Origin of the sequence: Rhizobium terrae, from assembly GCF_003425685.1 — a bacterium.
GTDB lineage: Bacteria > Pseudomonadota > Alphaproteobacteria > Rhizobiales > Rhizobiaceae > Neorhizobium > Neorhizobium terrae.
Genome location: NZ_QJKM01000005.1, coordinates 34,109 through 46,859, shown reverse-complemented (window position 1 = coordinate 46,859; position 12,751 = coordinate 34,109). Strand labels below are relative to the sequence as shown.

General features: G+C 61.1%; 11 protein-coding genes and 1 pseudogene. 6 read left to right on the top strand and 6 right to left on the bottom strand.

The window, feature by feature from the left end; all coding sequences use genetic code 11:
- Positions 1–14 precede the first annotated feature (14 nt).
- Entirely contained in the window at positions 15–938 is a 924-nt protein-coding gene (locus DMO26_RS10375) for a LysR family transcriptional regulator (protein WP_117191990.1), read from the top strand.
- Positions 939–970: 32 nt separating this feature from the next.
- Here DMO26_RS10375 and DMO26_RS10370 read toward each other — a convergent pair whose 3' ends face one another.
- The 4 genes from DMO26_RS10370 to DMO26_RS10355 all read right to left on the bottom strand — a co-directional run bounded on the left by DMO26_RS10370 (position 971) and on the right by DMO26_RS10355 (position 5,583).
- Positions 971–2,485, bottom strand: a complete 1,515-nt coding sequence (locus tag DMO26_RS10370; protein ID WP_117191989.1) for a sulfatase — start codon at positions 2,483–2,485, stop codon at positions 971–973.
- A gap of 318 nt (positions 2,486–2,803) precedes the next feature.
- Positions 2,804–3,802: a LacI family DNA-binding transcriptional regulator gene (locus DMO26_RS10365; protein ID WP_226951256.1), complete on the bottom strand. Its 999-nt coding sequence runs from the start codon at positions 3,800–3,802 to the stop codon at positions 2,804–2,806.
- Positions 3,803–3,839: 37 nt separating this feature from the next.
- Positions 3,840–4,829 (bottom strand): ABC transporter permease, encoded by a 990-nt coding sequence (locus tag DMO26_RS10360; RefSeq protein WP_117191988.1) that lies wholly within the window; start codon positions 4,827–4,829, stop codon positions 3,840–3,842.
- 13 nt (positions 4,830–4,842) lie between these two features.
- Positions 4,843–5,583, bottom strand: a complete 741-nt coding sequence (locus tag DMO26_RS10355; protein WP_117191987.1) for an ATP-binding cassette domain-containing protein — start codon at positions 5,581–5,583, stop codon at positions 4,843–4,845.
- A 156-nt stretch (positions 5,584–5,739) separates the two neighbouring features.
- On the opposite strand from DMO26_RS10355, the gene DMO26_RS10350 reads away from it, so the two are divergent.
- The 5 genes from DMO26_RS10350 (at position 5,740) to DMO26_RS10330 (ending at position 11,442) form a co-directional block, all read left to right on the top strand.
- Positions 5,740–6,720 (top strand): NAD-dependent epimerase/dehydratase family protein, encoded by a 981-nt coding sequence (locus DMO26_RS10350; protein ID WP_117191986.1) that lies wholly within the window; start codon positions 5,740–5,742, stop codon positions 6,718–6,720.
- Positions 6,721–6,759: 39 nt separating this feature from the next.
- The gene (locus DMO26_RS10345; RefSeq protein WP_117191985.1) at positions 6,760–7,752 is read left to right on the top strand and encodes a substrate-binding domain-containing protein; all 993 of its coding nucleotides are present in this window, start codon (positions 6,760–6,762) and stop codon (positions 7,750–7,752) included.
- 146 nt (positions 7,753–7,898) lie between these two features.
- Complete coding sequence (locus tag DMO26_RS10340; RefSeq protein ID WP_117191984.1) at positions 7,899–8,846, top strand: sugar-binding protein; 948 nt, start codon at positions 7,899–7,901, stop codon at positions 8,844–8,846.
- Positions 8,847–8,925: 79 nt separating this feature from the next.
- Positions 8,926–10,431 carry a sugar ABC transporter ATP-binding protein gene (locus tag DMO26_RS10335; protein WP_117191983.1) on the top strand — a complete coding sequence of 502 codons (1,506 nt, stop codon included), beginning with the start codon at positions 8,926–8,928 and terminating at the stop codon, positions 10,429–10,431.
- Positions 10,432–10,443: 12 nt separating this feature from the next.
- Positions 10,444–11,442, top strand: a complete 999-nt coding sequence (locus tag DMO26_RS10330) for an ABC transporter permease (protein ID WP_117191982.1) — start codon at positions 10,444–10,446, stop codon at positions 11,440–11,442.
- A gap of 21 nt (positions 11,443–11,463) precedes the next feature.
- Here the strand turns inward: DMO26_RS10330 and DMO26_RS10325 are convergent.
- Both DMO26_RS10325 and DMO26_RS10320 read right to left on the bottom strand, forming a co-directional pair.
- Positions 11,464–11,592, bottom strand: a pseudogene (locus DMO26_RS10325) (IS6 family transposase); the annotation flags it as partial.
- 264 nt (positions 11,593–11,856) lie between these two features.
- Positions 11,857–12,723 carry a LysR family transcriptional regulator gene (locus DMO26_RS10320; protein WP_162894804.1) on the bottom strand — a complete coding sequence of 289 codons (867 nt, stop codon included), beginning with the start codon at positions 12,721–12,723 and terminating at the stop codon, positions 11,857–11,859.
- Between the last annotated feature and the right edge of the window lie 28 nt (positions 12,724–12,751).

Sequence of the window (12,751 nt, the reverse complement as noted above, 5' to 3'; positions counted from 1 at the left end):
GGGGATATCGCATCATGACGATGCATCACATCTGGCGGCTGCACCACTTTCTGAGTGTGGCGGAACATGGCAGCTTCCATGCGGCGGCACGAGCGATCAACGTCAGTCAGCCGGCACTGACCAAGTCTATCCGTCTTCTGGAACAGGATCTCGGTTGCGCGCTGTTCCTGCGGCTTCCCGGCGGCGTGCGCCTTACCGAGGCCGGTGAACTTTTCAGACACCGGGCGCGGGAGATCGAAGCCGCCTGGAACGCGTCGCTGGTTGAGCTGAAGGTGCAGACGAAAGGCCTTGGCGGTGAGATGCGGATCGGCGGCGGCCCTGTCTATTCGGCGGTCTACTTTCCGAACATGCTGGCTGATCTGCGCTCGAACTTTCCGAATCTGCGGGTTGCTGTTTCAACCGGCGTCGGCGCGGATCTGCTGCCACTTCTGCAGCGCGGCGATCTCAGGGCCTATGCGGGTGGCATACCGACTGAAGTGGATGGTCTGGGACGCGATTTCATCACCGACATCCTCTATGACCAGGCAAATTCACTCTTTGCCTCGCATCAGCATCCGCTCTTCGATGGACGCGAGATTACTCCCGAAAAGCTTCTCGACTACCCATGGCTGAGCCTGTTCAGCGGAGGGCTGGCAAACGGCAAGATTGACCGCTTTTTCGCCGGCCACGAACTGCCCGCACCGCCGCTTGCGCTTGAATCCCACTCGCTGCAGATCGCGCTGAAAATGCTCGTGGAGCACAATTTCATCGCCTGCATGCCGGTGCCTCTCGCCCAGAGCTATTCGACCCTGCAGCTGCGCGAAATCAATATGGACGGATTTCACTGGAGCATTCCGACCGGCATTACCTATCACAAGTCCTCGAAGGACTTTCCGCCGATCAAGACCATGCTGAAGTTCCTGAAGAAGGCGACGCCCTTTGCCGCCGTCCGCCCCTGACGGAAAAGGCCCCACATGAGGGCCTCTTGGAGCTAGTTCGCAAGTCCGTACCAGCGATAGACTTCGAGTGGCGTATCGTGGGCCTTGAGTTCGTCGAGCAGCAGGCCGATCAGCCGCGCGTGCTGGCCCGCGTCCTGAAGTTCGTTCTCCTGTTTCGGATCTTCGACCACATTATAGAGACGCGTACACAGGTCCTCGAAGCCTTTACCGTCATTGCCAGGCGGACGGGGCATGCCCTTCAAGGCATCGATGGCGAGCACCGGCACGCCCTTCGTAAAGTCGAAAGGCGGCACAAGACGTGCGGTCCGCAGCTCCTCGACATTGAAGGGCACGGTCATATGTGCAGGCGCCAACGTATATTCCACTAGGCCCTCCGCCAGGATATCCGGCGGATAGTGGTAAAGCACCCATTCGCCATCGGTGACGCCGATCGGTCCGGAAAACACGCCGAAGACGACGGCATCCCGCTGTGGCGCTTCCTTTTCCAGCAACGGCAATAGGCTGCGGGACCGGACTTCCGCAGGGATCGGCAACCCGTGCAGCTCCAGGAATGTCGGCATGAGATCGCCGGCCTGCGTCAATGCCTGCCGGCGCTCTCCCGCCTGGTCCCCGAAGGCTGGATGATGGATCATCAAGGGAATATGGGAAATTTCCTCATAATAGGGCATGCGGATCTTGCCCCACCATCCATGTTCCGACAGCAGGAAACCATGGTCGGTGCTCAGCACGACACAGGTATCCTTCCACATGTCATGGGCATCCATATAGTCGAGGAGCTTGCCGAAATAGTCGTCGCACATTGCGACAAGCGCGGCATAATTAGCCCGGATTTCCGCCATCTCCTCCGGGTTTTCAACAACCCTGTCGTAATGCGGCCAGTCGAGAATCCCACCTTTGTGGCCCGTCTCATACATCGCCTTGAAACGGTCTGGCGCATGGAACGGTTCATGCGGATCGAAGCATTCGAGCAACAGGAACCAGTCGTCGGCTGTGCGATTTCTGTCCAGGAAGTCGAAGGCGGAAGCAAAGCAGCGTGGGCCGGGCATGTCCTTCTCGTCCCGCATCTCGGTCCGGTTGATCGCATGCTGCAGCCGCTTGCTCGGCTTCTTGACGTTATAGTGTCGCTGGTCGAATTTCTCCGCGATCATGTCGAGAGGCGGCTCCACCAGAGGCACCCAAGGGTCGTATTCCTGACCGCGGATATAGTCGTAGCTCGAAAACTTGGTGTGGAACCCATGCCCGCCATCTTCGAAATAATGGAGATGGTCGGTAATCATATGGGTATAGACGCCACTCTGCTTCATGATCTGGGCAAAGGAATTGTCAAACGGCTCCAGCGGTCCCCAGGACCGGTGCATGAAGTTCAGCCGCCCGGAATGCAGATCCCGCCGCGCCGGCATGCATGGCAGCGACCCGGCATAATGCCTGTCAAAGGTGACGCAGCGCTTCGCGAACCGGTCGAAATTGGGTGTCGTAATACCGGTCCCGCCATAACAACCGAGAGCGTCGCGGTTGAGCGAGTCAAAAAGGACGAAGATCGTTTTCATAAGGCTCTCCCTGCTGCTCGTTCTAAAGCATGAGGGAGCTGCGGCATAATCAATCCGGGTATTTGCGAGATAACCCTGGGTGATCGGCGCCGATTCTCGCTGGCCGTTGCGTGTCGGCGAGGCCAAATTCTTGCGGAAACGCGGGTTAAACCTATTCGCAGAAGAGAAGATTTGGCCCTTCCAGAGCGCAAATGGAAATTATGCGCCTAACCGGCTCAGTTCTGCGTGGAAATCGACAGCCTACCCTCTCGATCTCGAAGAGACATGCTTCTGGCCGACCACATGGCACTGCCGAATCGGGCTATATCCAGCGGCCGATTACACGGATTCACGCTCGACGAGGGCGCATTCGACCTTCAGCTGGTCATGGCTGCTTTTCAGGCCGCCGGCGATGTCGTGGATCATTTCCACCGCCATCGCGCCCATCTCGAACAGCGGCAGGTGCAGGGTCGTCAGCGGCGGACGGATGAACTGGGCGATGTCGCGATTGTCGAACCCGATCACGGAGACGTCCTTCGGGACGGACTTCCCCCGCTCCTTGAGCGCCTCGACGCACCCCAGCGCCATCAGATCGTTGGCGCAGAAGATGGCGTCAGGGGGATTGGGCAGGTCCATCAGCAGATGGGTTTCGCTATAGCCTGATGACGGCTCCCAATTTCCGTAGCGCACCAGTTGCGGGTCGAAGGTGAAGTCGTTGCTGGCCAGCGCCTGCTTGTAGCCGCGCAACCGGTCACGCGGATTGTCGAGACCCTCCTGGCCGTTGATCAAGGCGACCCGGCTGCGGCCGGCGCGGATCAGCCGTTCCGTGGCGGCGCGGCCGCCGGCGACGTCTCCCGGTACGATGGATGGCAGTCGCCTGTCCTGGTCGTAGCAATTGACCAGCACCGAAGGCACGGTGAACAGGGCCGCCGGCGGGTCGATCTTGCGGGTCAGGATGGTGCCGAAGATATAGCCCAGCAAGGGCTGCTGCTGGCACAGCGAAAACACATCCTCGTCGGGATCCTCGCCAGCGCGGAAAATACCGAGCGTAACGATAATGCCGAATTCGAGCGCCTTTTCCCGCGCTCCCTCGAAAGCGAGCGCCATCCAGGGGTCGGTTGTCAGCTCGTCCGTGATGAAGCAGATGACCCTGCTGTCGGACAGATCGCCGGACGGCGACCTGTTGGGGAGCCGGTAGCCGAGCTCCTGAACCGCGTCCATCACCTTCTTGCGCGTGGCTTCGCTGAAGCGGGCGCCGGAACTGCCGTTGAGGATCAGGGAAACGGTTGCCTGTGACACACTTGCGCGCGCTGCGACATCCATCATGGTTGGTTTCAAGGCGTTCTCCATGTCGCTTGCCGTAACACCTTTAGACCTATCTCCGCATATTCCGGAATCGGTCGAATGCCACAGCAACGATTATGAACGTACCTATGAACATTCCTTGCCAGAAAGTCGAGATGCCCAACAGGATCAGGGAGTTGCGAATCACCTCTATCAGCAATGCGCCAACCACCGCGCCAAGCACGTTGCCCTCCCCGCCCGCCAGGTTGGCGCCGCCGATGACGGCGGCGGCAATCACGGTCAGTTCCATTCCCTGTCCGAGATTGGTCGTGACGCTTCCCAGCCAGCCGGCCATCAGAATGCCGGCGAGCCCGGCGGTCATGGCCGAGAACATATAGATGCTGACCTTCAGCCGCCGCACCGGAATGCCGGCCAGCACGGCCGCATTTTCGTTGCCGCCGATGGCGAAGAGGTGTTGGCCCCACCTCGTCCAGCGAAACACCAGCGACATGACCACGGCCAGCACGCACAGCACATATAATGGATGGGGAAACCCGAGTGTCGAGCCGCCGCCGATCCACAGCAGCAGGTCGTGATCGGGGCCGAACTCCCATATCATCTTGTTGTCCGAAAGCACCATCGCCAGGGACCGGGCGGCCGACAGGCTCCCGAGCGTCACGACAAAGGCCGGCATACCGGCATAGGCGATCAAGATGCCGTTGAGCAGGCCAACCAGCAGGGCGGCACCCAACGCAAGACCGGCAGACAGCCAGAAACCCATGCCGCTGGCCATGGCCACACTGATTACCATCGCGCTCAGCACCACGCTCGAGCCAACGGACAGGTCGATGCCGCCCGATGCGATCACCGCCGTCATGCCGATGGCAATGATCGCCACGAACGCGAAATTTCGGGCGACATTGAAGAGATTGCGGTCGCTGGTGAACGCATCTGTCATCAGCGACAGGGCCAGGCATGCCAGCACGGCCGCTATGAAGACCCAGAAGACCTGCAGGTTCTTCAGCCGGGCAAACCAGCTGTCGTGCCGGGAATTGTTGATGATGTCGTCGAGTGTCGTCATGGCGATTTTTCTCCTAAGCGGCATCGATGGCGCCGGTGATCAGTCCGGTCACTTCCTCGGGCGACGAGGCGCCCACCGGTTTGCGGCAGACCAGGCGCCCGCGGCGCAGGACGGCAATCTTGTCGGACACGCTGAAGATGTCCGGCATCCGGTGGCTGATCAGGATCACGCTGATGCCGCGGTCCCGCAGGCGGCGGATCAGGTCGAGCACTTCGGCAACCTGGCGCACCGAGATGGCCGCCGTCGGTTCGTCCATCATGACGATCTTCGGTTCCGACAGCAGCGTGCGGGCGATCGCGACCGCCTGGCGCTGCCCCCCGGACATGCGCCGCACGAGCTGTCGCGGGCGGGTTTCGGACTTGAGCTGCTTGAACAGCTCGGCAGAGACGGTGTTCATCCGCTTGTAATCAATGTATCGGATCGGCCCGAACCTGCGCAGCGGCTCCCTGCCCAAGAAGACGTTTGAGGCAGCCGAGAGATTGTCGGCGAGCGCGAGGTCCTGGTAGACCATCTCCACCCCCTCGCGCTGCGCATCGATCGGCCTGTGAAAGACGACAGATTTTCCATCGATGCTGAGTTCGCCGGCAGACGGGCGGAAATTGCCGGCGATGATCTTGACCAGCGTGGACTTGCCCGCGCCGTTGTCACCCATCAGCCCCAGCACTTCTCCCGGTTCGATGGACAGCGACACGTCGCTGAGTGCCTGGATGGCCCCGAAGTTTTTCGAGATTCCTGAAAAGACAAGTCGCGACACGTGGTTCTCCTCCCCCGCAATGATTTCCCGCGCGCCGGCAGGCGGCTCCTCGCACTGTCGGCGTCCCCATTCTGAGCATTTAATAACTAATTACTTGACTTAATATTATTAGTAAACAAAATCCATCACACAAGAATGTTGCAGGGGGAGTGCGACATGAAACTGCTGGTTACAGGCGCCACAGGGAAGGTAGGGCAGACTTTCCTGCCGGCGTTCCTGTCTGATCTCCGTTTCGCGGATTGGGAGGTGACGGCGCTTTGCAACAACAGGACCATCGAGCCCGCAGACCGCCTGTCCGTCGTCGCGGGTTCCATGTCGGATCCCGCCGTAGTCGCCGAGGCCCTTCAGGGGGCGAGCCACGTGCTCCACATGGCCGCCGTCAAGGAAACGCCGGAACAGATTTTCGATGTGGCGCTGAAGGGCCTTTTCCTGCTGCTCGACGCGTTCCGCAAATCCGATACCGCCCGGCAGTTCATCCTTCTCAGCGGCGATTGCACCGTGGGCCACATCTTCCAGCGCTACGACGAGCCGATCACGGAAGCCTCGGCGCGCCGCGCCTACAAGGGCTGCTATGCCCTGACCAAGACCCTGGAGGAGGTGATGCTGGAGCAGTTCGGCATCCAGTATGGAGTGAATTGGACCACCCTGCGGGCGCCCTGGGTCATGGAGAAGGATGACTTCCGCTTCACGCTTGCTCTGGGCGACGACCAGTTCGGCGGCCCGAACTGGTCGGAACTGATCGATGCAGATGCGCTCGAACAGTTCCGCAAGGGCGGCTATGCGCCCGTCATGCGCGACGCCGGGGGCGGCTACCTCAAACGCAATTTCGTCCATGTCGACGATCTGGTCGACGCGATCCTGGCTGCTCTCGACAACCCGCACGCCAACGGCCAGCTCTTCAACATTTCAATGGACCAACCAGTGGATTACGGCGATCTCGGAGCACGTCTGGCGGCGCGGCATGGATTACGGCCGATCGAGATCGACACCCCGTTTCACAGCAACTGGCTCGATAATTCCAAAGCAAGAATGCTGCTTGGCTGGGCACCGCAGGTCGATCTCGAGCAGATGATCGATCGCGCATGGCGCTACGAGCGCGCGGACAACGACCCGCGCATTGTCTGGTATCCCGGCTGAGGCATGAGGCCCCGGTCGGTGTGAGGAGGAGGAAAGAAAATGAAAATCACCATATTGGCAATGGCGGCCATGTCAGTTGCGGCGCTTGCCGCGGCCCCGGTCGCAGCGCAGGGCAAGAAGACCCTGGCGATCGTCGTCAAGGGTCTCGACAATCCTTTCTTCGAGCAGATCAATCTCGGCTGCAAGAAGTGGAAGTCGGAGAATGCGAGCAGCGAATATGAATGCCTCTATACCGGCCCGGCCTCGTCAGCGGATGAGGCCGGTGAGGTCCAGATCGTCGATGACCTGCTGACGAAAGGCGTTGCGGCCATCGCCATTTCGCCCTCGAACGCGCCGGCCATGGCGACCCGCATCAAGGCCATCGCCCCGTCCGTTCCGGTCATGACTGTCGATGCGGACTTTCTCGAGAAGGACCACGACCTGCGAAAGACCTATCTAGGCACCGACAACTACCTGATGGGCGTGAAGATGGCCGAGCAGGCCATGAAGCTGAAGCCCAAGGGCGGGTCGGTCTGCCTGCAACTCGGCAACGTGGCAGCCGCCAATATCAATGCCCGCGCGCAGGGCTTCCGCGACACCATCGGCGGCGCCAAGAACATCGATCGCCTGACCGGACAGGGCGGTTGGAAGGAAATCGCGGGGTGCCCGGTTTACACCAATGACCAGGCAGACCTTGCCAACCAGCAGATGTCCGATGTGTTCACTGCAAATCCCACGCTGGACGCCTTTATCCTTGTCGGCGGCTGGGCGCAGTTTGCGCCGCAGGCCTATGCGCAGGTCACGGACCAGGTGATGCCCAAGCTCAAGAGCAAGGATCTGATCATCATCGCCGGCGATACGCTGCCGCCGCAGACCAAGGCCTTCCGCGAAGGCCGCAGCCATTCGCAGGTCGGCCAGCGCCCCTTCGAGATGGGGTACAAGGCGCCTGACGTCATGATCAAGCTGATCAAGGGCGAGAAAGTGGCCGATCCCCTGTTCACGGGCCTTGACGTCTGCAACCTCGACGATCCGGGTTTCTGCGCCAAGAACTAATGCGGATCCATGTCGGGGACCGAGGGCCGGTTCGTCTCAAGGCCCCCGGCACGACGCGAATTATTAGTAATAGCATTAATTTCGCCACCAGATGTGAAACCGTGTTTAGCGCGACCTTTGAGGAACGGGTCGCGGGGAGGAGCAACATGAAACGTCTCAATTCGCTGATACTTGCCGCAGGCCTGGTGCTTGCCGCCAGTCCGTCACCCGCCGCGGACAAGCCGGCGCTTGCCTTCGTCGTCAACGCAGCATCCGATTTCTGGAAACTGGCTGAGGCTGGCGTGAAGGCAGCCCAGGCCGAATTGCCGGGTTACGACCTGCAGTTCCGTTACCCGGCCCAGGGAACCGCCGCCCTGCAGAATGCCCTGATGGACGACCTGGTCGCCGCCGGGGCGGATGCGATCATGATCTCGTCGGCCGATCCTAAAAACTCGATCGACGCCTTCAACAGGATCGCGGCCCAGGTGCCGCTATTCACCACCGACAGCGATGCGCCCGCCAGCAAGCGCATCGCCTATCTGGGCTCGTCCAATACGGATGCCGGGGTCCAGGCTGGCGAGATCGCGCGGGCGGCCATGCCCAAGGGCGGAAAATGCATGGGCTTCGTCGGCTTCCTGGGGGCCGACAATGCCGTCGAACGGATCGCAGGCTTCCGCAAAGCGGTCAAAGGATCCGGCATAGAGCTGGTCGATGTGCGCGGCGACGACGTCGATTTCGCTCGCGCCCGGTCGAATGTCGATGACGTGCTGGCCGCCAACCCTGATATCACCTGCATGGTCGGCTTCTATTCCTACAATCCGCCCAAGATCTACGAAGCCCTGCAGGCGGCCGGCAAGCTCGGAAAAATCCAGGTCATCGCCTTCGACGAAGATCCCGTCACGCTCGGCGCCGTGAGGGAAGGCAAATTCGCCGGAACGGTGGTCCAGGACCCCTACCAATGGGGATACCAGGGCATGAAGCTGATGGCTGCCTACCTGAAGGGCGACAAGTCGCAGATACCGGCAAACGGCCTGATCATCGTGCCGACCAAGAAGATCGACAAAGGCAATGTCGATGCCTTCGTCGCCGAATTGAAGGCGCGCGTGGGGAAATAGGAGTCGCCTCCAAAACAGTCCCTGCTGCACGAACTCGCGTGGTTCGTGCAGCATCCGTCCCTGCCATCCCGGAGTTTCGATGACGGCCCATCGGCAAAAAGACATATCGCTCGACCTTCTGGGGATTACCAAGGTCTACCCGGGAGCAGTCGCCCTCAACAATGTCTCGCTGAGCATCCGTAGCGGCGAGGTGGTCGGCCTGGTTGGAGAAAACGGGGCGGGAAAATCCACGCTGATGAAAGTGCTAAGCGGCGCCATCGCGCCGGATGAGGGCCGCATCATCATCGATGGCGAGGAAGTGACATCGCTGACATCGGCGCGTGTGCATGAGCGCGGCATCGCCCTTGTCCACCAGGAACTCAATCCGTTTTCAAATCTCGATGTGACGGCAAACGTCCTTCTGGGGCGGGAAATCAGGCGCGGGATGTTTGGTTTTCTCGACCGGGCCGCCATGGAGAGCAAGGTCGCGCCGATCCTCGCCAGGCTGGGCACTCGTTTCGGTCCGAATGACGCTGTCTCGGGCCTGTCTCTGGCCGACCAGCAATTGCTTGAAATCGCCCGTGCGCTTTCGATCGATCCGCGCCTGCTCATTCTCGACGAACCCACGTCCACTCTGACCCTGTCCGAGACCAAGCGTCTTCTTGACGTGATCAGGCAGCTGAGCGCCGACGGCGTGGCGGTGCTGTTCATCACCCACCGCCTGGCTGAAATCGAGGAGGTGGCGAGCCGCGTCGTGGCGCTGCGTGACGGCCGCAATGCGGGAACCCTCGGTTGCGGCGAAATCACCAAGGACGCCATGATCCGGCTGATGATCGGCCGCGATCTCGGCCAGTTCTATGAAAAGGCAGAGCATGACCCCGGCAGGCCGGTCCTGGAATTGAAGGGCCTGCGCACAAAGGCCTATCCGCAGCATCCGCTCGACCTTTGCCTGCGCGCCGGCGAGATCCTGTGCCTGACCGGCCTGGTCGGCGCGGGGCGTACGGAGCTTGCCCGCGCGCTGTTTGGCATAGACCGCATCGAAGGGGGCGTACTGGAGATCGAGGGCCAGCGGCTCGTCGGCCATTCCGTTCCAGCCGCCATCGCCGCGGGCCTCTGCCTGGTGCCGGAGGATCGCAAGACGGAAGGCCTTTTTCTCGATTTCTCGATCACCGAGAACATCGCCATGCCGAGCCATGCCGCGCTGTCGCGAGCAGGATTTGTCGATATAGGCGCCGAGACCGCCCTGGCTGAGGCATCGCGGCACAAACTGAACATCAAGACGGCAGGCCTCGGTCGCGCTGCGGCGGAAATGTCCGGTGGCAACCAGCAGAAGGTGGTCTTGGCCAAATGGCTGGCAATGAAGCCCGGGATCATCATTCTGGACGAGCCCACACGCGGTATCGATGTCGGCGCCAAGGCGGAAGTTTACCGCCTGATGCAGGCGCTCGCCGCCGATGGCGTCGCGCTGTTGATGATCTCGTCGGACATGGAAGAGGTGATCGGGATATCCGATCGGGTCGCCGTCATGTGCCGCGGGCGCATCGCCGGCACGCTCGCGCGCGATCAACTGACCGAGGAGACCATTCTCCAACTGGCCGTGGAATAGGAACTCCGTAGCATGCAGAAAAAAGATATCGGATTAGCCACGCTTGTGATGACCGTCGGCGCAATCGTCGCCGTGATGAATCCACGGTTCCTGTCGCCGATCAACCTCGCCAACACAGCAAATTTGATCGGCCTGTTCGGGTTGTTCTCCATTGCCGAGGCCTTCGTCATCGTCACGGCGGGCATCGAACTCTCCATCGGCTCGGTGATCGCGCTGATAGGCGTCATTTTTGTCGATCTGATCGCCAGCTTCAGCGTTCCCTGGCCGGTCGCGCTTGCAATCGTGATGGTGCTGTCAGTCGCCATCGGCCTTCTGCACGGCTGGCTGATAACCCGCCTCAAGCTTCAGCCTTTCGTCGTCACCCTCTGCGGCCTTCTGATCTATCGCGGCATTGCTCGCTTCTACACCAGGGATGGCACAGCCGGCTTTACCTTCGGGTCCGACTTTCCGATGCTGGAATATCTGGTCGCGGGCCGCACAGCCGGCGTGCCGCATTCCGTCATCGCGTTCCTGCTGGTCGCTGTTGCCGCCTGGTTTCTCCTGCACCGGACGGTGCTCGGCCGGCATCTTCTTGCCGTCGGCAAAAATCCCGAGGCGGCGAGTTTTTCAGGTATCGACACCAACAGGATCATCATCCAGGCCTATGTGCTTTGCGCCTTCCTGACGGGCATTTCGGCGGTGTTTTTCGCCATGTATACCCGCTCTGTCCAACCTTCGTCCCATGGCAATTTCTACGAGCTGTACGGCATAGCCGCCGCGGTCCTGGGCGGCTTTTCCCTGCGGGGTGGCGAGGGGTCGATCATCGGCGTGGTGCTGGGCGTGATCCTGCTTCAGGTCCTGCAAAACCTCGTCAATCTCTTGGGCATCCCCTCTTCACTGAATTTCGCCGTCATGGGCAGCGTCATCCTTGCCGGCGTGATCGCAGACACGCAGTTTTCCCGCTACCGCGACGCCCGCAGGCAGGCCATTGCCATGGCCGCCCTGGAGGACGGTGGCAAGCCTCAAGCGTGAGCTGAGAGGTTCCGACTGAGGTTAGACAGTTGTGCCGGTCACGGCTTTCCACTGCGCCATTGCGCGGACCCGATGAGTGTGAGTGGAAAGGGCCGGGCGTTTCCAATACGGGGGAACGAAGAGATTTCGGATTGCTGAGAAGATCGATATGATCGGCCTTTGGCAAGGCCGCGACCGCGATTCCCTTGGCGCAGGACCGGCAGGTTCCGCAGGCCCTTGCGATCCGCAATGGCGGCAACGCCCTCGCCGTGGCACTGGTCGCCCGCTTGACAGCTACCTCGGCGGCATCATCAGTCGCGCGGTACCTTCTTCTGCATCGTGCCGGTTGCGGCGGGTATTCTTTTGGAAGCTATTCGCGCTCCCAGCCATGGCGACCCGAGACCCCGACCATCGAGCAACCCGTTGGAGCTGCTGTCACGCACTTCGGTCGCTTGGGGAATGATTGCGGTCAGCGCCTTCTTCATGGGCCATTTCGCGCTCTTCACCTAGGCCTCGCCCCGCTCTCTCCTTCACCAACCCCTTGATTGCATCCATCACCGCCCTGACCCGCGGCACGTGACGCAACCGCTCATGTGTCACCAACCAGATTTCCGCAGCCGGCGGCACCGGAGGGCGGAAGCATAGCACGAGTTCGGGATCGCCTGCGGCGATAAACTCGGAGTAAAAGCCGATGCCAAGACCGTTGCGCACGCTGGCGAAGACTGCGGGAACACTGTTTTGCCGCAACAGCATCGTCTCCGGCGGGAAGTGCTGACGTGCCCATTCAAAAATAGGGCGATCCCGCACATGGGGGTCGATGCCGACCAGCGCGTGGCCCGATAACTCCTCCGGGCTCTTCGGCACCCCATTGTGTTCGGCATAGCTGCGCGAGCAGTAGAGGCTCCAGTAATCCTCCACCATCTTGAGCCCCACCAGCCCAGTCTCCGTCGGCGCCGGTGCCGCCCGCAACGCAACGTCTGCCTCTCCGTTGGCGAGGCTCCGCAGCAGGTTGCTGATGTCCACCTCCAGCCGCACGCCCGGATGCACCTGCTTCAGCCGCATCGTCAGGTCCGTCAGCAGCATGTTGGCCAGCACATCGTTGGTGGTGAACCGCACTGTACCCGAAACCTCGCGGGAATGACTGCCGACCGCGCTAGAAAAGGAGTCTACCGCCTGGCGCACCGCCTGTGCAGGCGCGATCAACGCCGCACCCGCCTCCGTCAGCACATAGCCAGTGCGTCGCTTGTCGAACAGCTGGATGCACAGATCGGCCTCAAGCGCGGCGACGATCCGTCGGGACACGTACTCTGGCTGACATTCAGTGCCTTGG